At 74.1% G+C, this 26,665-nt stretch carries 20 protein-coding genes; 8 read left to right on the top strand and 12 right to left on the bottom strand.

Annotation, left to right across the window (positions count from 1 at the left end; genetic code table 11):
- Positions 1-3 precede the first annotated feature (3 nt).
- From ACFU6K_RS02305 to ACFU6K_RS02265, 9 genes are all read right to left on the bottom strand, one after another.
- Complete coding sequence (locus ACFU6K_RS02305) at positions 4-1,164, bottom strand: GNAT family N-acetyltransferase (RefSeq protein WP_380660397.1); 1,161 nt, start codon at positions 1,162-1,164, stop codon at positions 4-6.
- Entirely contained in the window at positions 1,161-2,147 is a 987-nt protein-coding gene (locus tag ACFU6K_RS02300) for a Wzz/FepE/Etk N-terminal domain-containing protein (RefSeq protein ID WP_380660396.1), read from the bottom strand. The genes ACFU6K_RS02305 and ACFU6K_RS02300 overlap by 4 nt, the downstream gene beginning before the upstream one ends.
- Before the next feature lie 49 nt (positions 2,148-2,196).
- Positions 2,197-3,312: a glycosyltransferase gene (locus ACFU6K_RS02295; protein ID WP_380660395.1), complete on the bottom strand. Its 1,116-nt coding sequence runs from the start codon at positions 3,310-3,312 to the stop codon at positions 2,197-2,199.
- Complete coding sequence (locus ACFU6K_RS02290; protein ID WP_380660394.1) at positions 3,309-4,160, bottom strand: polysaccharide deacetylase family protein; 852 nt, start codon at positions 4,158-4,160, stop codon at positions 3,309-3,311. The genes ACFU6K_RS02295 and ACFU6K_RS02290 overlap by 4 nt, the downstream gene beginning before the upstream one ends.
- The gene (locus tag ACFU6K_RS02285; protein ID WP_380660393.1) at positions 4,150-5,886 is read right to left on the bottom strand and encodes a lipid II flippase MurJ; all 1,737 of its coding nucleotides are present in this window, start codon (positions 5,884-5,886) and stop codon (positions 4,150-4,152) included. The genes ACFU6K_RS02290 and ACFU6K_RS02285 overlap by 11 nt, the downstream gene beginning before the upstream one ends.
- Positions 5,883-7,229, bottom strand: a complete 1,347-nt coding sequence (locus ACFU6K_RS02280) for an O-antigen ligase family protein (protein WP_380660392.1) — start codon at positions 7,227-7,229, stop codon at positions 5,883-5,885. The genes ACFU6K_RS02285 and ACFU6K_RS02280 overlap by 4 nt, the downstream gene beginning before the upstream one ends.
- 7 nt (positions 7,230-7,236) lie before the next feature.
- Positions 7,237-8,760 carry a sugar transferase gene (locus ACFU6K_RS02275; protein WP_380660391.1) on the bottom strand — a complete coding sequence of 508 codons (1,524 nt, stop codon included), beginning with the start codon at positions 8,758-8,760 and terminating at the stop codon, positions 7,237-7,239.
- Positions 8,761-9,156: 396 nt separating this feature from the next.
- The gene (locus ACFU6K_RS02270; RefSeq protein WP_380660390.1) at positions 9,157-10,311 is read right to left on the bottom strand and encodes a glycosyltransferase; all 1,155 of its coding nucleotides are present in this window, start codon (positions 10,309-10,311) and stop codon (positions 9,157-9,159) included.
- A gap of 243 nt (positions 10,312-10,554) precedes the next feature.
- A complete protein-coding gene (locus tag ACFU6K_RS02265; protein ID WP_074001617.1) occupies positions 10,555-10,995 on the bottom strand; it encodes an SRPBCC family protein in 441 nt (146 codons plus the stop codon).
- Positions 10,996-11,086: 91 nt separating this feature from the next.
- On the opposite strand from ACFU6K_RS02265, the gene ACFU6K_RS02260 reads away from it, so the two are divergent.
- The gene (locus ACFU6K_RS02260; protein WP_380660389.1) at positions 11,087-11,995 is read left to right on the top strand and encodes a HipA family kinase; all 909 of its coding nucleotides are present in this window, start codon (positions 11,087-11,089) and stop codon (positions 11,993-11,995) included.
- An 87-nt stretch (positions 11,996-12,082) separates the two neighbouring features.
- On the opposite strand, the gene ACFU6K_RS02255 is transcribed toward ACFU6K_RS02260, so the two are convergent.
- The 3 genes from ACFU6K_RS02255 to ACFU6K_RS02245 form a co-directional block, all read right to left on the bottom strand.
- Positions 12,083-13,567 (bottom strand): S8 family serine peptidase, encoded by a 1,485-nt coding sequence (locus ACFU6K_RS02255; RefSeq protein WP_380660388.1) that lies wholly within the window; start codon positions 13,565-13,567, stop codon positions 12,083-12,085.
- Positions 13,568-13,819: 252 nt separating this feature from the next.
- The gene (locus tag ACFU6K_RS02250; RefSeq protein ID WP_380660387.1) at positions 13,820-14,938 is read right to left on the bottom strand and encodes an amidohydrolase family protein; all 1,119 of its coding nucleotides are present in this window, start codon (positions 14,936-14,938) and stop codon (positions 13,820-13,822) included.
- Between the two features lie 3 nt (positions 14,939-14,941).
- A complete protein-coding gene (locus ACFU6K_RS02245; RefSeq protein ID WP_380660386.1) occupies positions 14,942-16,405 on the bottom strand; it encodes a glutamine synthetase in 1,464 nt (487 codons plus the stop codon).
- A 608-nt stretch (positions 16,406-17,013) separates the two neighbouring features.
- On the opposite strand from ACFU6K_RS02245, the gene ACFU6K_RS02240 reads away from it, so the two are divergent.
- The 7 genes from ACFU6K_RS02240 (at position 17,014) to ACFU6K_RS02210 (ending at position 26,589) form a co-directional block, all read left to right on the top strand.
- Complete coding sequence (locus ACFU6K_RS02240) at positions 17,014-18,789, top strand: 3-hydroxyacyl-CoA dehydrogenase family protein (RefSeq protein WP_380660385.1); 1,776 nt, start codon at positions 17,014-17,016, stop codon at positions 18,787-18,789.
- 224 nt (positions 18,790-19,013) lie between these two features.
- Positions 19,014-19,937 carry a TetR family transcriptional regulator gene (locus ACFU6K_RS02235; RefSeq protein WP_380660384.1) on the top strand — a complete coding sequence of 308 codons (924 nt, stop codon included), beginning with the start codon at positions 19,014-19,016 and terminating at the stop codon, positions 19,935-19,937.
- A gap of 368 nt (positions 19,938-20,305) precedes the next feature.
- Positions 20,306-21,643 (top strand): crotonyl-CoA carboxylase/reductase, encoded by a 1,338-nt coding sequence (gene ccrA / locus ACFU6K_RS02230; RefSeq protein ID WP_380660383.1) that lies wholly within the window; start codon positions 20,306-20,308, stop codon positions 21,641-21,643.
- Positions 21,643-23,673, top strand: a complete 2,031-nt coding sequence (locus tag ACFU6K_RS02225) for a protein meaA (protein WP_380660382.1) — start codon at positions 21,643-21,645, stop codon at positions 23,671-23,673. The genes ccrA and ACFU6K_RS02225 overlap by 1 nt, the downstream gene beginning before the upstream one ends.
- Positions 23,674-23,715: 42 nt before the next feature.
- Complete coding sequence (locus ACFU6K_RS02220; protein WP_380660381.1) at positions 23,716-24,678, top strand: HpcH/HpaI aldolase/citrate lyase family protein; 963 nt, start codon at positions 23,716-23,718, stop codon at positions 24,676-24,678.
- 6 nt (positions 24,679-24,684) lie between these two features.
- Positions 24,685-25,188, top strand: coding sequence for a MaoC family dehydratase (locus ACFU6K_RS02215; protein WP_380660380.1), 504 nt, complete (start codon positions 24,685-24,687; stop codon positions 25,186-25,188).
- 198 nt (positions 25,189-25,386) lie between these two features.
- Positions 25,387-26,589 (top strand): acyl-CoA dehydrogenase family protein, encoded by a 1,203-nt coding sequence (locus ACFU6K_RS02210; RefSeq protein WP_380660379.1) that lies wholly within the window; start codon positions 25,387-25,389, stop codon positions 26,587-26,589.
- The last annotated feature ends 76 nt before the right edge of the window (positions 26,590-26,665 follow it).

Here is a 26,665-nt window from a genome sequence, read left to right as displayed (position 1 = left end):
CGGTCAGCTGCGGCGGCGGGCCAGCAGCGCCTCCTTGAGGCGGGGGAAGCGGGTGCGCAGCTGGTGCGCCGCCGCCTGCCGGGCGCGCACCGCCCCGGCCCGGACGGCGGCCGCCGGTGCCGCCCCCGCCGGGCCGAGCAGCAGCCGCTGGTTGGCCAGCTGGTCCGGCCGCCAGCGCTGCTTGTACGGCTCCTGGCCGCGCAGCAGGCCGAGCAGCGGGACGCCGGCCCCGACCGTCTCGTCCAGCGCCGCGCTGAACAGCAGGCCGGCGATGTCCAGCCGCTCGCGCAGCACCGGGTGCGCCCCGTACATGTACAGCCCGCCGAAGGACGGGCAGAGCAGCAGCAGGTTGACCGCGACCAGCTGGCCGTCCAGGTGGAACTGGTGGACGGCGGCCCGGCCGGCGGCGACCAGCCCGGTGCTGGACTCCGCCAGGTGCCGGGCGAACCGCTCGGTGCGGTGCTCGGGCGTGACGCCGCGCGCCTGCCACTGCAGGAAGTGCAGCCGCAGCATCGCGTCCAGCGCCTGCGGCACCTCGGCGACCGGGGTCGAGCGGACCTCCACCCCGGCCTCGGCGATCTTGCGGAGCTTCACCCGGCTGCGCTGGGCGGTCTTGCCGGGCACCCGCTTGAGCAGCCGGTCCATCGGGACGGCCGGCAGGTACTGGCAGAGCGAGTCCTGGTAGCGGCGGCGGCTGCCGCGCCAGTGCCCGTACACCCGGTGAACCGCCGCCTCGGGGTGCACCTCGCGCAGCTCCAGCCAGTGCCAGGGGCGGGTGAGCGGGAGCGCGGCGGCGAACTCGGCGGCGGCCCGGTCGGCGCACTCGTCGTCGAGCAGGACGTCGGTGTAGTCGACCAGCCCGCCGCCGAGGCCGGTCAGGCCGCCGAGCGGCCCGCCGCGGCGCACGAAGGCGCCCGCGCCGACCAGCCGGCCGTCCCGGCGGACCAGCACCACGAGCAGGCTGCCGGGGCGGCCGTAGTGGCGCCACCAGGAGCGCTGCCAGTCGGCGGCCTGGAAGAAGGTGGCGGTCCGGCAGCGGGCGGCCAGGTCGTCCCACTCCTCGGCGAGGGTGTCCAGGGCGTCGTCCTCGCAGCGCAGCTCGGTGGTCCAGGCCGACGCCTTCGCCTGGGCGGGCAGGCCGCCTCTGCGGGTCTCGGTGCTCATCGACCGCCCCCGACCGGGGCCTTCTGCTGGGCGGGGGCCTGCTCCCCGGCGGCGGGGGCCGGCGTCTCGGCCGGGGGCTGCTCCGCCGCCGGGGGCTCGGCGGCGGCCTGCGCGGCGGCCTTCCCGGCGGGCTTCTTCTCGACCTTCTTCTCCGCCTTCTCCGGGGCCTTCACGCTCTTGGGCTCGGCCTCGGTCTTGGCCTCGGCCTTGGGCTCGGTCTTGGGCTCGGCCTTGGGCCTGGCCTTGGGCCCGGCGTCGGGCTTGGACTCGGTCCTGGGCTCGGCCGGCTCCTCGCGGCGCGGGCGCGGCGTGGTCGGGACGGCCACCGGCGCGGACGCGGCGGAGGCCTCCGGCACCCGCGCGGCCTGCGGCGCCTGCGGCTCCGGCGGCGTCGCGGGGCTCCCGACGGCCTCCGGCGCCGCCGGGGCGCCCCGGCGGCGGGGCATCAGCACCAGCGCGCCCAGCAGCAGCCCGGTCGCGCCGCCGACCGCGACGTCCAGCTTCCCGGACGGCGTGGTCGGCTTGTCCGGCGCGGCGGCCGGGGAGAGCGTCACCAGCCGGACGTTGGTGTCCTTGCTGCTGGTGTTGGCGAAGGCGACCAGCGAGCGGGCCACCGCGTCGGCCGTCCGGGCGGCCTCCTGGGGGCGCTCCCCGGTCCCGGTGATCTCGATCATCGGGGCGTCCGGGGAGGTCGTCCCGTGCACCAGGGACTCCAGCTCGGCCCGGGTGTGGCCGGTCTCGGCGGCTGCCACCCCGAGCACCTGCGGCTGCCCGGCCAGCCGGCCGTACGCCTGGGCGAAGTTGGTCGCGATCGTGGCCTCCCCGGGGTTCTGCGCGACCACGAGGACGTAGGCGTTGGCGGCGTACGACGGGTCCGCGGCGACGGCGTACCCGGCGCCGACCGCGGCGCCCAGCGGAACCGCGAGCACCACCGGCCACCAGCGGCGGACCAGGCGGCGGGCGCTTCGGCGCGGTGTGGTCATGGGTGTTGCTCCTTGGGTCTGGTACGGCGGTTCCGGCGGTGGCGGGCGGTCAGACGCGGGCCAGCCGGTCGTAGAGGGCGCCCAGGTCGGCGGCGACCCGGGCGATGTCGTAGTGGCCGACGGCCGGGGGGTGCGGCAGCGGGTCGGCGGTGTGCCCGCTGAGCGGCCGCAGGTCGCGCAGTGCGGCGGCGTAGGCGGCGGGCTCGGAGGGGACGCGGCGGGCCTGCGGAGCGGCCCTGGGCGGCAGTTCGTCGAGCGCGGGGCAGGCGCTGTAGCGCACCGGCAGCCCGGCCGCGAGGCCCTCCAGGACGCCGAGGCCGAAGGTCTCCGCGGTGGAGGGGGCGGCCAGCACGTCCAGGGCGGCCAGCAGTTCGGGCACGTCGTCGCGCTCCCCGGTGAGCACCAGCCGGTCCCGGACGCCGAGCTCGTCGGCCCGGCGCTCCAGCGCGGCGCGTTCCGGACCCTCGCCGACCAGCACCAGCCGGGTGGCCGGGTCGAGCTCGGCGAGCGCCTCGACCAGCACCTCGAAGCGCTTGCCGGGCACCAGCCGGCCCACCCCGCCGACCACCCAGCCCCCGTACGGCAGCCCGAGCTCGGCCCGCAGCCGGCGGCGGACGGCGGCCCGTTCGGCGGGCGGGAAGCGGTAGCGGGAGGTGTCGATGCCGTTCGGGATCAGCTCGATCCGGGCCGGCGGGACGCCCCAGGAACGCAGCGTCTGGGCGACCTGGCGGGAGACCGCGACGGTGGTGCTGCCGAGCCGTTCGGCCGCCAGGTAGAGGCCCTTGACACCCCGGGTGACCGGGCGGCCCTCGATCACCCCGGCGTGCAGCGAGTGCTCGGTGGAGACCACCGCGCGCACCCCGGCCAGCCGGGCGGCCGTCCGGCCGTACAGCTGGGCCCGGTACAGGTGGGTGTGCACCAGGTCGTAGCGGCCGGCCCGGACCAGCCGGACCAGCCGGGGCAGCGCGCCGAGGTCCCGGTTGCCGCGCATGCCGAGGTGGTGGACGGTGACGCCGTCGGCGCGCAGCGCCTCGGCGACCGTGCCGGGGTTGGTCAGGGCGAGCACCTCGCACTGCTGGTGCGCCGGCAGGTGCCGCAGCAGCAGGTGCAGTTGGCGCTCGGCGCCGCCGGCGGCCAGGCCGGTGACGATGTGCAGCACCCTCATGGCCGGGGCCCCCGGCGGGCGTGGCGCAGCCCGGTGACGGCGTCGCGCAACCGGTGCCGGCCCTGCTTGGCGCGCAGCCGCCAGGCGCCGTCGCGGTCGCCGACGTAGCAGCGGGGCAGGGCGAAGCGGCCGGTGAGCGCGGAGTGCGCGATGGCGCAGGCGTGGTCGTACCCGGCGGCGCGCACGGCCAGGGCGGCGGGCAGGTCGACGGCACCGTACGGGTAGCAGAAGCCGGTGACCGGGCCGCCGACGGCCTCCTCCAGCAGGCGCCGGCTCTCCCGGGCCTGGACGGCGAGGGCCTCGGGCGGCAGGCCCGGCAGCGCCCGGTGGCCGAGGCCGTGCGAGCCGATCTCCCAGCCGGCGGCGGCGAGCCCGGTGACCTCCTGGACGGTGAGCAGCTGCTTGCGCGGGCCCTCGGTGTCCCAGCCGTTGTCCCGGCCGAGCAGGTCGGCGACCACGTACGCGGTGGCGGTGAAGCCGTACGCCCGGAGGGTCGGCACCGCGTACCGGGCGATGTCGGCGTAGCCGTCGTCGAAGGTCAGGCCGACCAGCCGGTCGTCCCGGCCGAGGGCGTGGGCCCGCATCAGCTCGCGGACGGAGACGCCGCGCCGGCCGCTCCGGTACAGCCAGGCGATCTGTTCGGCGAACCGCTCGGGGCTGACGGTGAGCCGGTAGGGGTCCTCCTGCTCGACCGCCACCGAGTGGTACATCAGGATCCACGGCGAGGCGGAGCCGGGGATCGGCGGTTCGCCGAGCGGGTGGCGGCTCCTGGGCGGGCGTGGCCGCTGCGGCGGTGCGCTGTGGAGGCCGGCCCGGGCCGAACGGACGGTTCCCCGTTCATTGTCCATCGGGACGCTTCCCTTCTTCGGCGACGGTTGGCGGGTTCCGGACGGGCCCCAGGGCCCGGGCGAGGGCGAGGACCGGGCCGCGCACCTCGCGGGCGCCGAGCCCGGTGCCGAGGGCCGCGAAGGCCAGCGCCACGGTGAGGCCTCCGAGGAGGGTCGAGAGCAGGGGGTCGGCGGCCAGTCCGGCGGCGGCGGTGCCGAGCACGGTGGCCCCGGCGGCGGCGGCCACCAGCCGGCCGTGACCGCCGAGCACCCGGTGCAGCCGCAGCGGGATGCCGCGCAGCACCAGGCCGTGCAGCAGCAGTGCGGCGGCGGCGGTGATGCCGGCCGCGTTGCCGGCGGCCAGTCCCAGGGCGCCGAAGCGGGGCGTGGCGAGCAGGCCGGTGGTGACGGTGACGCCGAGGCCGAGCACCATCGCGGCGGCCGGGTACCAGTCCAGCAGCCGGCGGCCGTCCTCGGCGCCCGGGTCGTCGGCCCGCCGGACCACCGGGCGCAGCGAGAAGTACGGGCGGATCATCACGCCGATCAGCGCCTGGGCGGGCAGGCCGAAGCTGTACACCCGGATGACGTCGGCGGTGGCGGCGGTGTCGTGCGGGCCGAAGGCGCCGCGCTCGAACAGCAGCGAGACCACCGAGGGGGCGCAGGCCATCAGGAAGGCGGTGCCGAACAGGACCACGGCCGCCGCCTGGCCGAGGTCCTTCTCCACCCGGTCGCGGGCGGCGGTGAGGTCCCCGGCGGCCAGCGCCCGGGCGACCAGCGGGAAGGTGACGGTGCAGATCAGCAGGCCCGCCGTCATGGCGAGCTGGGAGACCTTGGCCGCGTAGTTGAGGTGCGAGATGGTGCCGGGCGGCAGGGCCGAGCCGAGGTAGCGCTCGACGAAGACCTGGGACTGCCGGGTGAGGGTGAAGGCGGCCACCGGCAGCAGGGCGAGCGGCATCAGCACCAGGGCCCGGCGCGAACGGCGGCCCCGGCCGGTGCCGGCCGGGCCCTGGCGCAGCCGGCGCAGGAACGGACCGACCAGCAGACCGGCCATCAGCAGGCTGCCGCCCGCGACGCCGAGGGCGGCGGAGCGCACGCCGAGGTAGGAGTGGAGGCAGAGCAGGACGGCGAGGATGCCGAGGTTGTAGGCGACGTAGATGCCGGCCGGGGCGGTGAAGCGGTGGTGGGCGCGCAGCGCGGCGGCCAGGTAGCCGGCCACCCCGAAGGGCAGCACGGTGACCGCGGTGATCCGGGTGCAGGTGACGGCCAGGCCGGGGTCGGTGAGGCCGGGGGCGAGCAGGTCGACCAGGTCCGGGGCGCCCAGGGCGACGGCCAGGGCGAGGCCGCTGAGCGCGAGCAGCAGCCAGGGCAGGGTGGCGCGGACCAGCTGGCGGACCGGGTCGGGGGCGTCCGGGTCCTCCTCGCGCAGCACCAGGGCGAGGGCGAACGCGGGCACCATGAGGAAGGACATGGCGTCCTCGATCAGCAGCGGCGCGGCGGTCTCGGGGACGGTCCAGGCGACCAGGAAGGCGTCGGTGCCCTGGTTGGCGCCGAAGTAGCGGGCCAGCAGGAGGTCGCGCAGCAGGCCGAGGCCGGAGCCGGCGGCGCTGAGCACGGCGGTGATGCCGAAGGCCTTGGCGAGGAAACCGCGCCGGGGGGCCGGGTGGGGCCCGGCGGACGGGTCCTCGCCGGGGGCGCCGCGGGGGGCCGGGAGGGGGGAGGCGACGGCGGCGGGCCGGTCGGTGGTCACCGGGCCGCTCCGGTGATCGCCGGACCGGCGGCGGGGTGCCCGGGGCGCTGGGCGGCCGCGCGGGCGGCGAGGCCGAGGACGACGGAGGTCAGCACGGTGGTGGTGCCGCCGATGTCGGAGTACAGGAAGTCGACCAGCACCCAGGTGAGCAGGGCGAGGGCGGCGAGCCCGGGGCCGCGGCGGTGGCGCAGGCAGCCGATCAGCAGGGCGAGGAAGAGCGCGGCGTAGGCGGTGATGCCGATCAGGCCCTGCTCGCTGAGCACCAGGAAGTACATGTTGTGCGGGGAGAGCAGCGGTTCGCGCTGGAAGCCGATGGTGGCGTCGGCGGCGTCGCTGCCGGAGGACAGCCGCAGCGGGGCGTGGCTGTCGCGCAGCTGTTGGAAGGCCTTGGGTCCGGCGCCGTGCACGGGGTGGTCCTGCCAGATCCGTCCGGCGGTGGACCACAGGTCGTACCGGTCGGAGACGGACTGGTCGGGGGCGGCGGAGACGGAGCCGATCGAGCTGAGCCGCTTGGTGACGCCGGAGCCGCCGAGGCCGAGGCCGCCGACCAGGACGACCGCGGCGGCCAGGCCGAGGACGGCGCCGCGCACCAGCAGCCGGGCGTCGACGCGCAGCAGCAGCACGGCGGCGGCGAGGCCGGTGGCGATCCAGCTGCCGCGGCTGAAGGAGACGGCCAGCGGGAAGGCGAGGAAGGCGGCGGCGGCGAACATCGCGCGGCGCAGCCGGGCGTTGCCCTCGGAACCGCGCTCGCCGAGGGCCAGGGCGAGGGCGGCGAGCAGGCCGAAGCTGACCACGCTGGACATCGCCATGATGTCGAGCGCGCCGAAGGTGCCGACGGCCCGGATCGGCTGGCCGGTGTACGAGGCGCCGGTGTGGGTGAGGTACTGCTTCGCGCCGACCGCGCCCTGGATCAGCGCGGCGAGCACGAAGGAGCCGAGCACCAGGCGCTGGTCGGTGCGGTCGCGCAGGGCGCAGAGGACGGCGGCGGGGACCAGGACGAACACCTGGACGAGCCGGACGAAGCCGGTGACGCTGGCGGCCGGGTCGGTCGAGCCGACGGTGGCGACGGCGGCGGCGACCACGATCCCGCCGAACAGCGCGCAGGTGGTGCGGCTGACCGAGGGCAGCCGCCCGCGCAGCAGGTCGAGCGCGGTGAGGGCGACCAGGGCCAGCGAGGCGAGGTCGGCGGCGGTGACGTGGACGGCGGCGGCGACGTCCTTCTCCCCGGTGGGGACGCAGACCAGCAGGACGGTGGCGGCGGCCAGCGGGCTGGTGCGCTCGGTGAGCGCGGGTAGGGCCGCCCGTAAGGCCGGGCGGGGGAAGGCGGGGAGGGTCAGGGCCACGAAGGGGTCAGCTCCCGTCCGGGTGGAGCATCAGGGCCGCGGTGCGGCACAGGATCTTGACGTCCTGCCAGAGGCTCCAGCTCTCGATGTAGCGGTTGTCGAAGCGGGCCCGGTCCTCGATGGAGGTGTCCCCGCGCAGGCCGTTGACCTGGGCCAGGCCGGTGAGGCCGACCGGGACCCGGTGGCGGTCCGCGTACTCGGGGTAGGCCTGGCCGAACCGCATGACGAAGTACGGCCGTTCGGGGCGCGGGCCGACCAGGCTCATGTCGCCGCGCAGGACGTTCCACAGCTGGGGCAGCTCGTCCAGCGAGCTCTTGCGCAGCAGCCGGCCGACGGCGCCCATCCGGTGGTCCTGGGAGATGTTCCAGCGGGTGGCGGACTCGTGCTCGTTGCTCGGGCGCAGGGTGCGGAACTTGAGGACGGTGAAGACCCGGCCGTCCAGGCCGGTGCGCTGCTGGCGGAAGAGCACCCCGGGGCCGGTGTCGAAGCGGACCGCGAGGGCGCAGAGCACCAGGACGGGGGCGAGCAGCAGCAGGCCGACCGCGGCGGCGGTGACGTCCAGGGCTCGCTTGGCGGCCCAGCCGGGGCGGCGCATCGCGGGGCGGCCGAGCCGCAGGCAGGGGAAGCCCCACAGGTGGTCGCCGCCGGTGATCGGGGCGACGGGCAGCGAGCCGTACTCGCGCAGCGCGGGCACCAGCCAGACCTGGCAGCCGAGCCGGGCGGCCTCGCGCAGGGTGGCGGCGGTCTCGGTCTCGTCGGCGCCGCCGGCGGTGGCGATCACGTGCTGGACGCCGTGCCGGCGCACCTCGCGCTCCAGCGCCTCGCGGCCGCCGAGCACGGGCAGGTCGGTGTCGCCGGGCAGCAGTGGCGGGTCCGCGTCGAGGAAGCCGACCGGGCGCATCCCGTACTCGCCGTGCGCGCGGAGGGCGGCGGCGACCCGGCGGCCGAGCCGGCCGGCGCCGAGCACCAGGACGGGGCTGGGGCGGCTGCGGCGGATCCGCCGGACCAGGTGGTAGAGGACGGCGCGGCCGACGGCCACGATCAGCAGCTGGGCGCCGAGCAGGACGGTGAGCCGGGCCGGGCCGGCCGGGCCGCAGTCGGGCCAGTGGTCGCCGAGGCCGCCGGACAGGGTGACGGCGAAGGCGGTGGCGACCACGGCCCGGGCGGCCAGCGCGGGCAGTTCGTCCAGGACGGACAGGGTGAGCCGGGGGCGGTAGAGGCCGCCGGCCAGGTTGAGCAGGAGCAGCAGGGGCAGGACGGCGGGGACGCCGAGCAGCGGGTCGAGCGGGGCGGCCGGGTCGAAGGCGCGGTTGGCGATGCCGCCGGCGGAGCACAGCGCGATGACGTCGGCCTGGACCAGGGCGAGCGACAGGGCCAGCCGGGAGCGGACCGTCCCACGGGACCGGTGCGGTGGTGGGACCGTCCGGTAGTGCGCCGTCCCCGCCGGCCGGTCGAGCAGCCCGGTGCCGGGCCGGCGGGGGCCGGACAGGGGTCCGCTCGATCGCGGCACACTCTCGTGGTCAATGGTCATCAGCGCACGATCTCCCCTGCTGTGTGCCCGGGGTGACGGTGCCCCGGCACCGGTTGGCGCGGGGCGGCCGTCCCGGCCCGGTGGGCGCGGTCCTGACAGCACCTGCTGCCGCTCGCGGCTTCCGGATGTCCGGCGGCGGGGCCGATCGCAAAGGAACTGGTCACGAACGAATCGGTCGCGAGGGGCCCAGCCGTGAATTCCCGACATGAAATCCGAACGAAGCAGGCAAAATCCGACAATACAGAACCGGGCGGTACAGGCCGGAAGTTGACTTGCCGATTCATTCCAGCCGCCCATTAATAGGTATTTCGGATTTGACGCCTCGCCTCCCTATCCGGCCGAGGGTGCGAATACGACAACGCCGGAAACGGCGGGCATTCACGGCATGTGAAACGATCAGATCCGCTCTGGGACACGGGCCCGGCGCCGTCCCGCCGCCGGTCCCGCGCCCAGCAGGTGGCGGTAGAGGACGTCAACCTGTTCGACCACGGTGCGCACGTCGTGCCGGCCCACCACGTGCTCGCGCAACCGGGCGCCACGCCGCTCGCATTCGATCGGATCTGACAGCGCGTCCCCCATTCGGGTGGCGAGGGCCCGCGCGTCCTCGGGCGGGACCACCGCGTGCGCGAGCTCGGACGGCGGCAGGCACTCCCGGGCGCCGGGCACGTCGGTCAGCAGCACCGGACGGGCGGCCGCCATCGCCTCCAGCGGGGCCAGCGCCATCCCCTCCCAGCGCGAGGGCAGCACCACCAGGTCGGCCGCCGCCAGCCACGGACGCGGGTCCGGCACGTCCCCGACCAGCCGAATCCGGGCGGGCTCGGCGGTCTGCCGGACCAGCTCCGCGACCTGCTGCTCCTCCGGCCCGCCGCCGACCAGCGCCAGCCGGGCCCGCGGCACCCGGCGCAGCACCTCCGGCCAGGCGGCCAGCAGCACGTCCTGGCCCTTCTGCCGGCACAGCCGCCCGACGCACACCGCGAGCGGGGCCTCCAGGTCCAGGCCGAGGGCGATCCGGGCGGCCCGGCGGTCGGCGGGCGCGTAGTGGCGCACGTCCACGCCGTTGGGCACCACCGCCCAGTCGGCGTGCACCCCGGCCGCCACGCCGTCGGCCCGCTCCTGGACGCTGACGCACAGCAGCCGGTGCGACCAGCGGGTGGCGAAGCGCTCCCAGCGCAGCGTGGCGGCGGCCAGCGCGCCGTCGACGGCGGCGAAGGACCAGGCGTGCGGCTGGAAGACGGTCGGCACCGTGCCGTGCACCGCGAGCCGCCCGGCCAACCCGGCCTTGGCGCTGTGCAGGTGGACCACGTCGGGCGCGGCCGCCCGGACGATCCGGCGCAGCCGCCAGGCCTCGGCGGGGGTGCCCGGGCCGGGCGGGCGCCGGGCGGGCCAGTCCTGGACCAGCGCGCCCACCGCGGCGGCCTCCGCGGCCAGCCGCCCGCCGCGCGGGCAGGCGACCAGCACCCGGTGGCCGGCCTCCCGCTGGCCCCGGACCAGGTCGGCGACGACGCGGGCGACCCCGCCGTCCACCGGTTGGGAAATGTGAAGGATCGTCATATGCACGGCGGCGAGCCTAGGGTGGCTCACCGGTGCCGGGCGGCCCCCGTCACCCGCAGGTGGCGGTTCGGCCACCCGTACGGCTTTCGGCTCGTACGGGAGACCGAACCGCTCGAATCCCCGGGCGATTCGAGCGGTTCGATGGATCTACGCGCGCGAATCGCGCGGTTGGCGAATCCGGGGGACGGCGGACGGTGGCGGTCCCGACGAACCCCGGAAGGCCTCGGCGGAGCTCGGCGGGCCTCAGCGGACCTCGGCGGCGAGGTTGGCCAGCACCTGGTCGTGGATCCGGTTCAGGCCCTTCGGGGCGAAGGTGCGCTCGAAGAAGCCGCCGATGCCGGTGGCGCCCTGCCAGGTGGCGGTCACGGTGACCTTGGCGCGGCCCTCGCCGACGGCCGAGACGGTCCAGGTGATCACCATGCTGGAGTTGGCGTCCTTCTCGACCAGCTGGTCGGGCTCGGGCGCGGAGACGGTGAAGAGGCAGTCGCGCACCCGCTTCTCGGTGGCCTGGAGCTTCCAGTGCACCTGGGTGCCGGCACCGGTGCCGCCGACCCGCACCTCGTACTCGCTGTACTGCGCGGGCAGCAGCTTCGGGCGGGTCACCTGGTAGTCGGCCAGCGCCTCGTACACCCGCTCGGGCGCGGCGTCGTAGACCCGCTCGGTGGTGGCCTGCACCTGTCCCATGACCTTGCTCTCCTCATGTGGTGGGAACCGCTCTGTCCGGCAAGCCAATCACAGGGTCCCGCCCGCGACGCGGCGGGATAGGGTGGCCGGTGTGCTCGATCTGGTGACTGCTGTGCGCTATGTCGACCCGCTGCGGGCCGGTGGCTCGGTTCCGGGCGTGGTGGAGACCGACGACCTGGGAACGTACGTGGTCAAGTTCACCGGGGCCGCGCAGGGCCGCAAGGCGCTGATCGCCGAGGTCATCGTCGGCGAGCTGGCCCGGCGGCTGGGCCTGCGGGTGCCGGAGCTGCGGCTGGTGGACTTCGACCCGGCCGTCGCCGCGGACGAACCGGACGCCGAGATCCAGGACATGCTCAAGGCCAGTGCCGGGGTCAACCTCGGGATGGACCTGCTGCCCGGCGCGCGGGACTTCCGGCCGGGGATGATCGCGGTGGACTCGACCGAGGCCGGCCGGGTGGTCTGGCTGGACGCCCTGACCGGCAATGTCGACCGCACCGTGCACAACCCCAACCTGGTGGTCTGGCACGGGCGGCTCTGGCTGATCGACAACGGCGCCGCGCTGATCTTCCACCACCGCTGGGCGGGGGCCGAGGCCTCGGTCGGCAAGCGGTACGACCTCAGCGCGCACGCGCTCGGCGGCTCGGCCCCGGACGTCCGGCTGGCCGACGAGGAGCTCGGGCCGCTGGTCACCGTGCCGCTGCTGGAGGAGGTGGCGGCGCTCGTCCCGGACGAGTGGCTGGCCGGCGAGCCCGGTTTCGACTCGGTGGACGCCGTCCGGCACGCCTACGTCACCCACCTCGCCGCCCGGGTGGTGCTCTCCGAGGAGTGGCTGCCCGAGGGCTTCGCCACGCCCGAGCAGCTGCGCGAGGCAGAGCGGCGGCGGGCGGCCCGGACCAGGGCCGGGCGGCCGGACTGGCTGCGGGAGGTGCCGGACCTGCACGGCAAGCCGTCGGTGGAGACGGTCTGGGAGCAGTACGCCGACGAGGACCAACCGTACTGACCCGTGAGGTCGGGAACGCGACCGGGGAGCGGACCCAGTGGGCCCGCTCCCCGGTTCTACTGTTCAGTGCTGTCCGCGGTCAGCGCGTCAGCGCCACCACTGGACCGCCTTCTCGGCGTTGACCAGGCCCGCGCCGTAGAAGCCGTTGTCGTTCGTGGTGCCCTCGCAGGTGGCCTTCCAGGCACCGGCGCCGCCCGGGTTGAACTCGCCCTTCGGGCACGGGACGGACTCGGCGTGGCTGGTCAGCATCTCGGTCAGCTCGTCCGGGCTGGCCCACGGGAAGGTGCTGGCGAGCAGCGCGACCACGCCGGCGACGTGCGGGGTGGCCATCGAGGTGCCCTGCATGTAGCCGTACTTGCCACCGGGGATGGTGGACAGGATGCGGCCGTCCTTGTCGGGGGTGTCCGGGAGCTGGAAGCGGCGGTCGCCACCGGGCGCGGTGACGGAGACGACGCCCTTGCCGTAGCTGGAGTAGTACGCCTTGACACCCTCGGAGCCCACCGCGGAGACGGCGACGACGCCGGGCAGCTCGGTCGGCAGCGACAGGCAGTCGTTGGTGACCGGGCGGGAGGCCGGGGTGGTGTCGTCCGGGCTGGCCACGTCGACGGTCTTGTGCGCCAGGTCGAGGTTCTCGTTACCGGCGGCGGCGACGTTGAGGACGCCCTTGCGCTGCGAGAAGGCGACGGCCTTGCGGACGGCGTCCGAGATGGCCGCCTGGTCCTTGTCCGTCTTGCAGTTGAACATCCACGGGTCGACGAAGTAGCTGTTGTTGGTCACCTTGAAGCCGTGCTCGCCGGCCCAGACGAAGCCGCAGACCGCGTTCTCCGGGTAGATGAACCCGCCGTCGTCGACGACCTTGACGGCGGCCAGCTTCACGTTCGGCGCGACGCCGACGACGCCCTTGCCGTTCTTGGCGGCGCCGATGGTGCCGGCCACGTGGGTGCCGTGGTCGCTGGTGGTCGGCTGCCAGGCCTTCCAGTCGGTGTTCGTCTTGCCGTCGATGCAGGAGACCGACTGCGAGGCGTCCACGTTGGCGGCCAGGTCCTCGTGGGTGGCGTCGATGCCGGAGTCCAGCACGCCGACCGTGACGTTGCGGCTGCCGAGCGAGATCTTGTGGGCCTTGTCGGCACCGATCTGACGCATGTCCCACTGGTAGGCGTCGTAGGGCTCCTGGCCCGGGGCGGCCGCGGCGGCCGGCTCGGCGGCGACGTCGGCCTTGCCCTGGTCGGAGGCCTGGATGCCCTTGGTGCGGCTGGCACCGACCGAGTCGACGCCCTTGGCCAGGCGCAGCTTCTCGGCGAACTTGGTGTCGTTCGAGCGGGCGACCACGACGCCGACCTGCTCGTACGACTGGACCACCGTGCCGCCGAGGCCGGTGATGGCCTTCTCGACCTTCTGCACCTGACCGTGGTTGGCCTTGGTGTTGACGACGTAGCTCATCAGCGAACCGGTGGTCGGGTCGCCCGCGGGGGCCGCGACGGCGGTGCCGGCCGGAAGCGCGAGGGCGCCGGCAGTGGCGAGCACGACGCCCACTGCCGCGTACCGGGTACCGCTGATCCGAGGAACACGCATGAGGGTTGGCCTCCCGAGTCGTCAAGGCGGCAGCTGCGGTGGCAGGTGCGCTTGGGAATGACCGGGACGCTAATGAATATTTGCTTATAAGCGCAAGAGGTAGTCATCTAATCGTCACATCTGAACCAGAAACCGGGATGCGACCGTTCGGGGGTCAACAGGGAAACAGAGGTCAAGAGTGTTAAAAAGTGATGGTTCGCCGACGTGCGGCCGCACCCCTCGGAACGTCGGCCACCTGCGCGGATCGCGCCGCTACAACGCGTACAACCGACGCGCGTTGCCGCCCGCGACCAGCCCCGCCACCCGCTCGGCGTCGGCCGCGGAACAGGCGCCCGCGGCCTGCCAGTCCGCGAGCACCGCACCCAGTCCGTACCGGAACTGACAGGTCCCCACCAGAAACAGTTCGGGCAGCCCGTAGGCGTCGGTGGAGAACAGCAGTTTTCCGAACGGGGCCAGCTCCAGCATCTCGCCCAGCACCGCGGCCACCCGCGGCCCGGTGTAGGAGGCCGTCAGCCCGAGGTCGGTGTACACCGTCGGGAAGGCCTGGGCCAACCAGGCGGCCTGCCGGTGGTACGGGTAGCCGTGCAGCAGCACCAGCGGGACGCCACTGGGCTCGGCGGCCCGCACGAAGTCCGTCAGCAGCGACGGGTCGGCCCGGTGCAGGGTGAGGTCCGGATCGCCGAAGCCGGTGTGGAGTTGGAGCGGCAGGCCGAGCTCGGCGCAGACGTCCACGGCCGTCCAGAGCAGGTGGTGCAGCAGCACCGGATCGGTCAGCCGGCCCCGCCCGGCGCGCAGGTGGGCGCCGGCCGCGGCCACCACGACCGCGGTGGCGGGGCGTTCGGCGGGGGCCGCCAGCCCGTGCCGGTAGGCGAGCACCGACTTGACCGCGACGGCCCCGGCGGCGGCCGCCCCGAGCGCCTGCGCGACGGCCCCCGGCCAGTCCTCGGCGCCGGCCGTCACCGCCGCGGCGACCGACTCCAGCCGGACCACCTCGCGCACCGACGCCCCGGTGGCCGCGGCGAGTTCGGCCGGCGGCAGCAGCTGGTGGCCCGCGGCGGTGGTCAGCCCGGTGTCCACCAGGCAGGTGTCCAACCCGGCCGCCGCCAGCAGCCGCCCGGTGGCCTCGGCCGCGCCCAACTCCCGCCGCCGGGCCAGGTAGTCGACGGCCGGGGCATGCGCCGGCAGGCCGAGCACGGGCGGGCACCAGCGCCGGACCGCGAGGCCCAGCGCGCTGTCGAAGGGCGAACAGCCGGGCGCGGGCGGCCGGTCGGACTCGGTGAGCAGCCCGGCCAGGGCGTCGTCGGCGAGCTCGGCCGCCACCACGCTGTGGCAGTGGTGGTCGACCAGTGCGGGCCCCTCCGGCCGGGCCACCGCTCAGTACCGCCAGCGGGTGGCCGCGACCAGCTCCTCGGGCGTGACGGCCGCGTACTGCTCCTGCTCCGCCCGGCGCACCGCCAGCACCGCCTGGTAGAGCGGCTCGCCGAGGGCCTCGCGCAGCACCGCCGAGCGCTCGTACGCGGCGATCGCCTCGGCCGGGCCAGCCGGCAGCCGGGGCACCGTGCCGGGCTCGGCGGCCGCCGGGTCCCCGGTGAACTCCGGTGGCAGCGCGCGGCGTTGCTCCAGCCCGGCGAGGCCGGCCGCGATCACCCCGCCGACCGCCAGGTACGGGTTGGCACTCGCGTCGAAGCACTTGACCTCGGCGTTGGCGGCGGCGGACCGCTCCCCGGTGGAGCCCGTCACCAGGCGCAGCGCGGCCTCCCGGTTCTCCAGGCCCCAGCACTGGTAGGCACCCGCCCAGTGCGAGGGCACCAGCCGCAGGTACCCGGCCGGGCTGGAGCAGCCCAGCACCAGCAGTTCGGGCAGCGCGTCGAGCACCCCGGCGAGGAAGCCCTCGGCCTCGGCCGTCAGGCCGTGCGGGCCGGGGCCGCCGTGGCCGAGGTTGCGCCCGTCGCGCCAGAGGCTGACGTGCAGGTGCCCGCCGTTGCCGACGCCGCCGGTCTCGACCACCGGGGCGAAGGAGACCCGCAGGCCGTGCCGGGCGGAGACGGCCCGGACGGTGTGCCGGACCAGGACGGAGGTGTCGGCGGCGGCGACCGGGTCCTCGGGGGCGACCGAGACCTCGAACTGGCCCGGCGAGTACTCGGGGTGGATCTGGAGGACGCTCAGGCCCTGCCGGCCGAGGGCGCGCAGGACGTCCCGCAGGTAGTCGGAGAGGTCGGTGACCCGGTGCATCCCGTACGCCGGGCCGTGCGTCGGGTACTGCGGCTCCTCCCCCGGGGCGCCGGCCAGGGCGACCGTCCACTCGACCTCGATGCCCGCCTTGAGGCTCAGGCCGCGCGCGGCCGCCACGGCCCGGGCCCGGCGGGCGAACAGCCGCTGGCAGCCGGGGTGCGGGGCGCCGGCCTGGGTGTACCTGTCCCCCGGGGCCCAGGCCCAGCCGGGCTGGGCGGCCAGCGGGACGATCCGGTCGAGGTCCGGGTAGAGCCTGAGGTCCCCGGTGGGGCCGCCGATGATCGGACTGGTGGTGATCGCGTCGTCGGCGAGGAACACGTCGAAGCAGGGCGCGGTGCCGACGCCCCACTGCGCGGCGTGCAGCAGGCCACCGAGCGGCACGGCCTTCACCCGGGTGATGCCGGCGTTGTCCACCCAGGTGACGGCCACCGCCTCGACGGCCTCGGTGCGCAGCCGGTCGACGGCCCGCGCCGCGCGGGCGGCCCGCTCCTCGCGCGGTGGCAGCGCGACGGCCGCCACCGCGGCGGCGGCGAGCCGTTCGGCGGTGACGGGCGGCTCGGCGGGACCGGGCGCGGTGGGGCCGGCAGCGGCGGTTCCGGTGGTCATGCCGTCATGCTGCCCCGCCGGTCGGGGTCGGGTAACTCCCCTATCGGGTGGTCCTGCGGGCGGCCCCGTTCACCAGTTCACCCGTTCGGGGCGAACCTGGCCATCGACTCCCCTGCGGTGATCCGCTCCGGGGCGTCCGGGGCGCCCGAGGCGGGCGCGTCGGCGGACACCGGGGCGGCGAACACCCGCGGCCCCGAACGGTTTTCCGTCTCCGCCCCCTTCCTACTCGCCAGTAGCTTCGCTACAGTGGCCGGGCACGCACCACCGCCGGGCTTCGGGAGCCGCACCGGCGGCAGGCCGCGGTCGCCGCTTCTCCGGCGCTCGCGCGGTGCGCCTTCACCTTCACCGGCCGGTGCCGCGGACCGCGGCGGGCCGGGTTCCTCCTCGTATCAGGGCCGCCTCCTTCACCTTCGAGCGCCTGAGCACCACGGCACACCCGCGATCGGGCCGGAGCGGACCGGCCTCCGCCCGGGTGCGCCGACACCCCGTCATCTCCCCAGCCCTCGCGCGTGGACCCTCCTCCGGCGGCGGCCGCCCCCGGCGTACGGGCGCGGCGGCGTGCCCGCCGGAGCACGCGCGGGCCCTTCATGACTAGGAGTACAGGACAGATGGAGCGTCCCTTCCCCACTGTCGCCGTCGTCGGCCTCGGCACGATGGGTGCCGGCGTCGCGGTGGCCGTCGCCAAGAGCGGCCGCCGGGTGATCGGCATCGAGGCCACCGAGGACTCGGCCGCCCGGGCGCTGGCCCGGATCGAGGAGGCCACCGCCCACGCGGTCGGCCGGGAGCGGCTCACCGCCGAGGAGCGCACCGGGCTGCTGGCCCGGATCTCGGTCGGCCACGAGCTGGCGGCCGCCGCCGGGGCGGACCTGGTGATCGAGGAGGTCCCCGAGCAGCTGGAGCTGAAGCGGGAGGTCTTCGCCGAGCTGGACCGGATCTGCCCGGAGGGCACCGTGCTGGCCACCGGCACCACCGCGCTGTCGGTGACCCGGATCGCCGCCGCGACCGCCCGTCCGGAGCGGGTGCTCGGCCTGCACTTCTTCAACCCGGTGCACGGCATGAAGCTGGTCGAGGTGGTCCGCACGGTGCTGACCTCCCCGCGGACCGCCGAGGACGCCGCCGCCTTCGCCCGCGACCTCGGCAAGGAGCCGGTGGCGGCCGGCGACCGGGCCGGCTTCGTGGTGAACGGCCTGCTGTTCGCCTACCTGAACCAGGCCGCCGCGATGTTCGAGTCCAAGTACGCCTCGCGGGAGGACATCGACGCCGCGATGCGGCTCGGCTGCGGCCTGCCGATGGGCCCGCTGGCGCTGCTCGACCTGATCGGCGTCGACACCGCGCGCACCGTGCTGGAAGCGATGTACGAGCAGTCCCGGGACCGCCTGCACGCGCCCGCCCCGATCCTCGGCCAGCTGGTCGCGGCCGGGCTGCTGGGCCGCAAGACCGGCCGCGGCTTCTACACCTACGAGGCACCGGGCTCGTCCCGGGCCGTGGACGCGGCGACCGGGCCGGCCCTGCCGAAGGTGCCGGGCCGGGAGGTGCGCACCGTCGGCGTCTGCGGCTCCGGGACGATGGCCACCGGCATCGCCGAGGTGTTCGCCAAGGCCGGGCACCCGGTGCTGCTGGCCGCCCGCAGCCAGGAGAAGGCCGAGGCGGCCAAGGCGCGGCTGGCGAAGTCGCTGGAGCGCTCGGTGGCCAAGGGCCGGCTGTCCGCGGAGGCGCGGGACGCCGCGCTGGCGCTGGTCACCCCGGTCGGCCAGTACACCGAGCTGGCCGAGGTGGACCTGGTGGTCGAGGCGGTCGCCGAGGACCTGGCGGTCAAGCGCGAGCTGTTCGCCACCCTGGACAAGATCGTCCGGCCGGGCGCGGTTCTCGCCACCACCACCTCCTCGCTGCCGGTGATCAGCTGCGCGACCGCCACCTCGCGGCCGCAGGACGTGATCGGCATGCACTTCTTCAACCCGGCCCCGGCGATGAAGCTGGTCGAGGTGGTCTCCACCGTGCTGACCGCGCCGGACGTCACCGCGACGGTGCTGGAGCTGACCGCGAAGGTCCGCAAGCACCCGGTGGAGTGCGGCGACCGGGCCGGCTTCATCGTCAACGCGCTGCTCTTCCCCTACCTGAACGACGCGGTGCGGATGCTCCAGGAGCACTACGCGACGGTGGACGACATCGACACCGCGATGAAGCTCGGCTGCGGCTACCCGATGGGCCCGTTCGAGCTGCTGGACGTGGTCGGCCTGGACGTCTCGCTGACGATCGAGCGGGTGCTGCACCAGGAGTTCCGCGAGCCCGGCCTGGCGGCCGCGCCGCTGCTGGAGCACCTGGTCGCGGCGGGCTGCCTGGGCCGCAAGACCGGCCGCGGCTTCCGCGACCACGCGCGCCGGTGACCACCCCGCAGGCCGGGGGCGGCCCGTACGAGCTGCCGTACGAGCCGCCGGCCGGACCGCACGCGGCGGCGCAGCCGCCGGGCTCCGCGGCCTCCGTGCGCCCCGGTTGGGGCCCCGGGACGGCGGCCTCCCGCTGGCCCCGCCCGGCCGTGACCGGACCGGTGGTGCCGGTGCGGCGGGGAAGGGCCGCGGGCGCGCCGTCCGGGCCGTGTAGCGTTCCGGACATGGATCGGGTTCAGTCAACCTCCCCGCAGCACCCCGCCGGGCCGCACGGCGGCGCCGACCGGACCGGCCCCTCGACCGGGGGCACCGGGCCGGAGGGCGGGCCGGGCAGCCGCCGGGCGGCGGCGCAGCGCCAGCAGATGCGCCAGGACCTGGCCACGGCCGCGATGGAGCTGTTCGCCTCGCAGGGCTACGAGGAGACCACGGTCGACCAGATCGCGGCCGCCGCCGGGGTGGCCCGGCGCACCTTCTTCCGGTACTTCCGGTCCAAGGAGGAGGCGATCTTCCCGGACCACGACGACACCCTGGTGCGGGTGGCCGACCTGCTGGCCAGCGCGGAGCCGGAGGAGCACCCGCTGGACGTGGTCTGCCGCGGCATCAAGGAGGTGCTGCGGATGTACGCCTCCACCCCGGGGGTGTCGGTGGCGCGGTACCAGCTGATCCGTCAGGTCCCGGCGCTGCGCGAGCGGGAGATCGCCGTGGTGGCCCGCTACGAGCGGCTGTTCACCCGCTACCTGCTGGGCCGCTTCGACACCGGCGAGTCCATCCCGTCCGGCTGGCAGCGCGGCGGCGAGGACGACTCGATGCTGGCCGAGGTCTCGGCGGCGGCGGTGGTCGCGGCGCACAACCACGTGCTGCGGCGCTGGCTGCGGGCCGGCGGCCGGGGCGACGTGGAGGCGCAGCTGGACCACTCCTTCGAGGTGATCCGGCGGACCTTCTGGGCCTCCAGCGCCCCGGGTGCCAGGCGGCGGGGATCGGTGGTGGCACCGGGTGCCAATGGGACCCCGGGGGACGCCGGAGTCGAGAGCGCACTGAGTGCCAGTCCCGGAGGTGAGGTGCTCATCACAGTCGCCCGGACGGACGCTCCGCTGGACGTCGTGGTGGACAGCATCCGGGCCGCGCTGAGTGGCACCCGGGAGCCGTAGGCCCAGTATTCACACAGGTCAGAGCGGTATCGAGGGCCCGCGCCGAGCTGTCGGCGCGGGCCTTTCGCATGCCCGCGCAACGCGCGTCACGCGGCCCCGGAACCGGCTCGAATTCCTGGCACCCGGTGTCTTTACGAGTGGCACAGGGTGCCACTACCTTGTTACTCACCAGTCGCGGCGCCGCGGCTCCCCACCTCGGCGCGCCGTCGTCCGGCGTTCCCACACCCCGGGAGCAGAGAGCCAGAACGGCCCGGTCCACCCCGGGTGACCCTGACCCGCCCACCACCCACCTCAGCGAAGCCGGTGTCCGCTCCCGGCTCCCCCAGACGCCCTGTGACCCTCACACAGGTACGCCTTCGGAGGCAGCCATGCAGGAAATCCTCGACGCGATCCTCAGCACCGACAGCACGTCGGCGGACTTCGCGGCGATCAAGCTCCCCGAGTCCTACCGGGCGGTGACGCTCCACAAGGACGAGGAGCAGATGTTCGCGGGCCTCGCCAGCCGCGACAAGGACCCCCGCAAGTCCCTTCACCTCGACGAGGTCGCCCTGCCCGAGCTGGGCCCCGGCGAGGCCCTGGTCGCCGTCATGGCCAGCGCGGTGAACTACAACACCGTCTGGAGCTCGATCTTCGAGCCGGTCTCCACCTTCGGCTTCCTGGAGCGCTACGGCCGGCTGTCGCCGCTGACCAAGCGCCACGACCTGCCGTACCACGTGGTCGGCTCCGACCTCGCCGGCGTGGTGCTGCGCACCGGCGCCGGGGTCAACGCCTGGAAGCCGGGCGACGAGGTCGTCGCGCACTGCCTCTCGGTCGAACTGGAGTCCGCGGACGGCCACAACGACACGATGATGGACCCGGAGCAGCGCATCTGGGGCTTCGAGACCAACTTCGGCGGCCTGGCGCAGCTGGCCCTGGTGAAGACCAACCAGCTGCTGCCCAAGCCCCGGCACCTCACCTGGGAGGAGGCCGCCTCCCCCGGCCTGGTCAACTCCACCGCGTACCGCCAGCTGGTCTCGCGCAACGGCGCCGGCATGAAGCAGGGCGACAACGTGCTGATCTGGGGCGCCAGCGGCGGCCTCGGCTCGTACGCCACCCAGTACGCGCTGGCCGGCGGCGCCACCCCGATCTGCGTGGTCTCCAGCGACCAGAAGGCCGAGATCTGCCGCGCCATGGGCGCCGAGGCGATCATCGACCGCTCCGCCGAGGGCTACCGGTTCTGGAAGGACGAGAACACCCAGGACCCGCGCGAGTGGAAGCGCCTGGGCGCGAGGATCCGCGAGTTCACCGGCGGCGAGGACGTGGACATCGTCTTCGAGCACCCGGGCCGGGAGACCTTCGGCGCCTCGGTGTACGTCACCCGCAAGGGCGGCACCATCGTCACCTGCGCCTCCACCTCCGGCTACATGCACCAGTACGACAACCGGTACCTGTGGATGTCGCTCAAGCGGATCGTCGGCTCGCACTTCGCCAACTACCGCGAGGCCTTCGAGGCCAACCGCCTGATCGCCAAGGGGAAGATCCACCCGACCCTCTCCAAGGTCTACTCCCTGGAGGAGACCGGCCAGGCCGCCCTCGACGTGCACCACAACAGGCACCAGGGCAAGGTCGGCGTGCTCTGCCTGGCCCCCGAGGAGGGCCTGGGCGTGCACGACACGGAGTTCCGCGCCAAGCACCTCGACGCCATCAACCGTTTCAGGAACATCTGATGACCGAGCCCCGGAAGCGCGACCGCCCCTGGCTGATGCGCACCTACGCCGGACACTCCACCGCGAGCGACTCCAACGCGCTCTACCGGCGGAACCTGGCGAAGGGCCAGACCGGCCTGTCCGTCGCCTTCGACCTGCCGACCCAGACCGGCTACGACTCCGACCACGTCCTCGCCCGCGGCGAGGTCGGCCGGGTCGGCGTCCCGGTGGGGCACGTCGGCGACATGCGCACCCTGTTCGACGGCATCCCGCTCGAACGGACCAACACCTCCATGACGATCAACGCCACCGCGATGTGGCTGCTGGCGCTCTACCAGGTGGTCGCCGAGGAGCAGGGCGCGGACGTCGCCGCGCTCACCGGCACCACCCAGAACGACATCGTCAAGGAGTACCTGTCACGCGGGACGCACGTCTTCCCGCCCGGCCCGTCGGTGCGGCTGATCACCGACATGATCGCCTACACGGTCGGCAGCATCCCCAAGTGGAACCCGATCAACATCTGCAGCTACCACCTGCAGGAGGCCGGGGCGACGCCCGTCCAGGAGATCGCCTACGCGATGTGCACCGCCATCTCGGTGCTCGACGCCGTGCGCGACTCCGGCCAGGTGCCGGCCGAGCGGATGGGCGAGGTGGTCGCCCGGATCTCCTTCTTCGTGAACGCCGGCGTGCGCTTCGTCGAGGAGATGTGCAAGATGCGCGCCTTCGCCCGGCTGTGGGAGAAGGTCACCCTGGAGCGCTACGGCGTCACCGACCCCAAGCAGCGCCGCTTCCGCTACGGCGTCCAGGTCAACTCGCTCGGCCTGACCGAGGCCCAGCCGGAGAACAACGTCCAGCGGATCGTCCTGGAGATGCTGGCCGTCACCCTCTCCAAGGACGCCCGCGCGCGGGCCGTCCAGCTGCCCGCCTGGAACGAGGCGCTCGGCCTGCCCAGGCCCTGGGACCAGCAGTGGTCGCTGCGCATCCAGCAGGTGCTGGCGTACGAGTCGGACCTGCTGGAGTACGGCGACATCTTCGACGGCTCCCAGGTGATCGAGGCCAAGACCGAGGAGCTGCTGGCCGGCGCCGAGGCGGAGATCGCCAAGGTGCTGGAGATGGGCGGGGTCATTCCCGCCGTCGAGTCCGGCTACCTGAAGTCCAACCTGGTCGCCTCGCACGCCGCCCGCCGGGCCCGGATCGAGTCCGGCGAGGACAAGATCATCGGGGTCAACTGCTTCGACACCACCGAGCCGAGCCCGCTCACCGCCGACCTCGACACCGCGATCATGGTCGTCGACCCGGCCTCCGAGCAGTCCGTGCTCGCCGCCCTGGAGGCCTGGCGCGCCGAGCGCGACGAGGCCGCCGTCCAGTCGACGCTGGCCGAGCTCAAGACCGTCGCCGCCACCGAGGCCAACCTGATGCCGGCCACGCTCGCCTGCGCCCGGGCCGGCGTCACCACCGGCGAGTGGGCCTTCGCCCTGCGCGAGGTCTTCGGCGAGTACCGCGCGCCCACCGGCGTCGGCGGCGCCCCCGTCGCGGTGGCCGCCGAGCCCGGCGGCGAGCTGGAGCAGGTCCGCGCGGCGGTCGCCGCGACCGCCGCGGAGCTGGGCGCCGGAAAGCTGCGCCTGCTGGTCGGCAAGCCCGGCCTGGACGGGCACTCCAACGGCGCCGAGCAGATCGCCGTACGGGCCCGCGACGCCGGGTTCGAGGTGGTCTACCAGGGCATCCGGCTGACCCCGGAGCAGATCGTCTCCGCCGCCGTCGCGGAGGACGTGCACTGCGTGGGCCTGTCCATCCTCTCCGGCGCGCACAGCGAGCTGGTGCCCGACGTCCTGAAGCGGCTGCGCCGCGCCGGGGTGGAGGATGTCCCGGTGATCGTGGGTGGCATCATCCCGGCAGCGGACGGCGAGGCCCTCAAGGCCGCCGGCGTCGCCGCCGTGTTCACCCCGAAGGACTTCGGCATCACCACCATCATCGGCCGGATCGTGGACGAGATCCGGCTGGCCAACAAGCTCCAGCCGTGGACGTCCGCACCGACCGCGGCCACGAACTGACCAGCTGACCAGCTGACCACTGGGAAGGAACCCTCGATACCGATGACTGCTGTCAACCGACTGCGCCCGCGCCGCTCCTGCCTCGCCGTACCGGGCAGCAACCCGCGCTTCCTGGAGAAGGCCCAGGGCCTGCCGGCCGACCAGGTCTTCCTCGACCTGGAGGACGCCTGCGCCCCGCTGGTCAAGGAGAGCGCCCGCCACAACATCGTCGACGCCCTCAACAACGGCGACTGGGGCGGCAAGACCCGCGTCGTGCGCGTCAACGACTGGACCACCCACTGGACCTACCGCGACGTGATCACCGTGGTCGAGGGCGCCGGCCCCAACCTCGACTGCATCATGCTGCCGAAGGTGCAGGACGCCGAGCAGGTCAAGGCGCTCGACCTGCTGCTCACCCAGATCGAGAAGACCATGGGCTTCGAGGTCGGCCGGATCGGCATCGAGGCGCAGATCGAGAACGCCAAGGGCCTGATCAACGTCGACGCCATCGCCGAGGCCTCGCCCCGGCTGGAGACGATCATCTTCGGCCCCGCCGACTTCATGGCCTCCATCAACATGAAGTCGCTGGTGGTCGGCGAGCAGCCGCCCGGCTACGGCGCCGACGCCTACCACTACATCCTGATGCGCATCCTGATGGCCGCCCGCGCCAACGACCTCCAGGCGATCGACGGCCCCTACCTGCAGATCCGCAACGCCGAGGGCTACCGCGAGGTCGCCCGCCGCTCGGCCGCCCTCGGCTTCGACGGCAAGTGGGTACTCCACCCGGACCAGGTCGCCGCCGCGAACGAGATCTACTCGCCCTCGCAGGAGGACTACGACCACGCCGAGCTGATCCTCGACGCGTACGACTACTGCACCTCCGAGGCGGGCGGCGCCAAGGGCTCCGCGATGCTCGGCGACGAGATGATCGACGAGGCCAGCCGCAAGATGGCGCTGGTCGTCGCCGGCAAGGGCCGGGCCGCGGGCCTGCAGCGCACCACCAAGTTCGAGATCCCGGAGGCCTGAGCAGCCATGCAGTTCGGACGCACCTACGAGGAGTTCGAGGTCGGCGCGGTCTACAAGCACTGGCCCGGCAAGACGGTCACCGAGTACGACGACCACCTCTTCTGCCTGCTCACCATGAACCACCACCCGCTCCACCTGGACACCAACTACGCCGAGAAGACGACGGACTTCGGCCGGAACGTCGTGGTGGGCAACTACGTCTACTCGCTGCTGCTCGGCATGTCCGTCCCGGACGTCTCCGGCAAGGCGATCGCCAACCTGGAGATCGAGTCGCTGCGCCACGTCGCGCCGACCTTCCACGGCGACACGATCTACGGCGAGACCACCGTGCTCGACAAGTGGCCGTCCAAGTCCAAGGACGACCGCGGCATCGTGTACGTCGAGACCAAGGGGTACAAGCAGGACGGCACGGTCGTCTGCGTCTTCCGCCGCAAGGTGATGGTGCCGACCGCGACGTACATCAAGGAGCGCGGCGGCGAGCAGCCCGGCCGCCCGACCCCGCTCTCCTGAGCCCCTCCCCTCTATAGGGGCCCGCCTTTCACGGCGGCCCCTTCGAGAGACCCCGGACGGGCAGGCCGCCGTCATCGGCCGCGCCCCACCCGGCCCGGGGGCCCTGCTGCCGCAGCCACGCCGGCAGGGCCCCCGCAATCCCCCCCCCCCGGGATTCCCCGACTTTCCGCAGACCCTCAGACCTTTCGGAGCCGCACGATGGGACGCCTCGCACAGACCGACGGCCTCACCGAGATCCAGCGGGACATCCTCGCCACCGTGCGGGATTTCGTCGACAAGGAGATCATTCCGGTCGCGACCGAGCTGGAGCACAAGGACGAGTACCCGACCGCCATCGTCGAGGGGATGAAGCAGCTCGGCCTGTTCGGCCTCACCATCCCCGAGGAGTACGGCGGCCTCGGCGAGTCGCTGCTCACCTACGCCCTGGTGGTCGAGGAGATCGCCCGCGGCTGGATGTCGGTCTCCGGCATCGTGAACACCCACTTCATCGTGGCGCACATGATCAACGCCCACGGCACCCAGGAGCAGAAGGACCACTTCCTGCCGAGGATGGCGGCCGGCGAGATCCGCGGCGCCTTCTCGATGTCCGAGCCGGGCCTCGGCTCCGACGTTTCGGCCATCTCCACCAAGGGCGTCAAGGACGGCGAGTTCTACGTCCTCAACGGCCAGAAGATGTGGCTCACCAACGGCGGCACCTCCACCCTCGTCGCGGTCCTCTGCAAGACCGACGAGGGCGGCAGCAGCCCGTACAAGAACATGACCACCTTCCTGATCGAGAAGGAGGCCGGTTTCGGCCCGAACCCCTCGGTTCCCGGCCTGACCGTGCCCGGCAAGATCGAGAAGATGGGCTACAAGGGCGTCGACACCACCGAGCTGGTCCTCCAGGACGTCCGCGTCCCGGCCGACCGCGTCCTCGGCGGCGTCCCGGGCCGCGGCTTCTACCAGATGATGGACGGCGTCGAGGTCGGCCGCGTCAACGTCGCCGCCCGCGGCTGCGGCGTCGCCCGCCGCGCCTTCGAGCTCGGCATCGCCTACGCCCAGCAGCGCTCCACCTTCGGCAAGAAGATCGCCGAGCACCAGGCGATCCAGTTCAAGCTCGCCGAGATGGCCACCAAGGTCGAGGCCGCCCACCAGATGATGGTCATGGCCGCCCGCAAGAAGGACGGCGGCGAGCGCAACGACCTCGAGGCCGGCATGGCCAAGTACCTCGCCTCCGAGTACTGCAAGGAGGTCGTCGAGGACGCCTTCCGCATCCACGGCGGCTACGGCTTCTCGAAGGAGTACGAGATCGAGCGCCTCTACCGCGAGGCCCCGATGCTGCTCATCGGTGAAGGTACTGCGGAGATCCAGAAGATGATCGTCGGGCGCCGGCTCCTGGAGGAGTACCGGATCGCCGACTGACCCCCGGGCCGCCCCCCCCCCCCCCCCCCCGCCCGGCGGGCCCCCCCCCCCCCCCCCGCGGGGGCATATAAAAAAA

The organism is Kitasatospora sp. NPDC057512, assembly GCF_042802135.1.
GTDB lineage: Bacteria > Actinomycetota > Actinomycetes > Streptomycetales > Streptomycetaceae > Kitasatospora.
This window is presented reverse-complemented; position numbering and strand designations above follow the sequence as displayed.

Bases quoted from the DNA above. Each gene is read 5' to 3' on its own strand.
- ACFU6K_RS02305 (WP_380660397.1), bottom strand. From the start codon at position 1,164: ATGAGCACCGAGACCCGCAGAGGCGGCCTGCCCGCCCAGGCGAAGGCG.
- ACFU6K_RS02300 (WP_380660396.1), bottom strand. From the start codon at position 2,147: ATGACCACACCGCGCCGAAGCGCCCGCCGCCTGGTCCGCCGCTGGTGG.
- ACFU6K_RS02295 (WP_380660395.1), bottom strand. From the start codon at position 3,312: ATGAGGGTGCTGCACATCGTCACCGGCCTGGCCGCCGGCGGCGCCGAG.
- ACFU6K_RS02290 (WP_380660394.1), bottom strand. From the start codon at position 4,160: ATGGACAATGAACGGGGAACCGTCCGTTCGGCCCGGGCCGGCCTCCAC.
- ACFU6K_RS02275 (WP_380660391.1), bottom strand. From the start codon at position 8,760: ATGACCATTGACCACGAGAGTGTGCCGCGATCGAGCGGACCCCTGTCC.
- ACFU6K_RS02270 (WP_380660390.1), bottom strand. From the start codon at position 10,311: ATGACGATCCTTCACATTTCCCAACCGGTGGACGGCGGGGTCGCCCGC.
- ACFU6K_RS02265 (WP_074001617.1), bottom strand. From the start codon at position 10,995: ATGGGACAGGTGCAGGCCACCACCGAGCGGGTCTACGACGCCGCGCCC.
- ACFU6K_RS02255 (WP_380660388.1), bottom strand. From the start codon at position 13,567: ATGCGTGTTCCTCGGATCAGCGGTACCCGGTACGCGGCAGTGGGCGTC.
- ACFU6K_RS02245 (WP_380660386.1), bottom strand. From the start codon at position 16,405: ATGACCACCGGAACCGCCGCTGCCGGCCCCACCGCGCCCGGTCCCGCC.
- ACFU6K_RS02240 (WP_380660385.1), top strand. From the start codon at position 17,014: ATGGAGCGTCCCTTCCCCACTGTCGCCGTCGTCGGCCTCGGCACGATG.
- ACFU6K_RS02235 (WP_380660384.1), top strand. From the start codon at position 19,014: ATGGATCGGGTTCAGTCAACCTCCCCGCAGCACCCCGCCGGGCCGCAC.
- ccrA (WP_380660383.1), top strand. From the start codon at position 20,306: ATGCAGGAAATCCTCGACGCGATCCTCAGCACCGACAGCACGTCGGCG.
- ACFU6K_RS02225 (WP_380660382.1), top strand. From the start codon at position 21,643: ATGACCGAGCCCCGGAAGCGCGACCGCCCCTGGCTGATGCGCACCTAC.
- ACFU6K_RS02220 (WP_380660381.1), top strand. From the start codon at position 23,716: ATGACTGCTGTCAACCGACTGCGCCCGCGCCGCTCCTGCCTCGCCGTA.
- ACFU6K_RS02215 (WP_380660380.1), top strand. From the start codon at position 24,685: ATGCAGTTCGGACGCACCTACGAGGAGTTCGAGGTCGGCGCGGTCTAC.
- ACFU6K_RS02210 (WP_380660379.1), top strand. From the start codon at position 25,387: ATGGGACGCCTCGCACAGACCGACGGCCTCACCGAGATCCAGCGGGAC.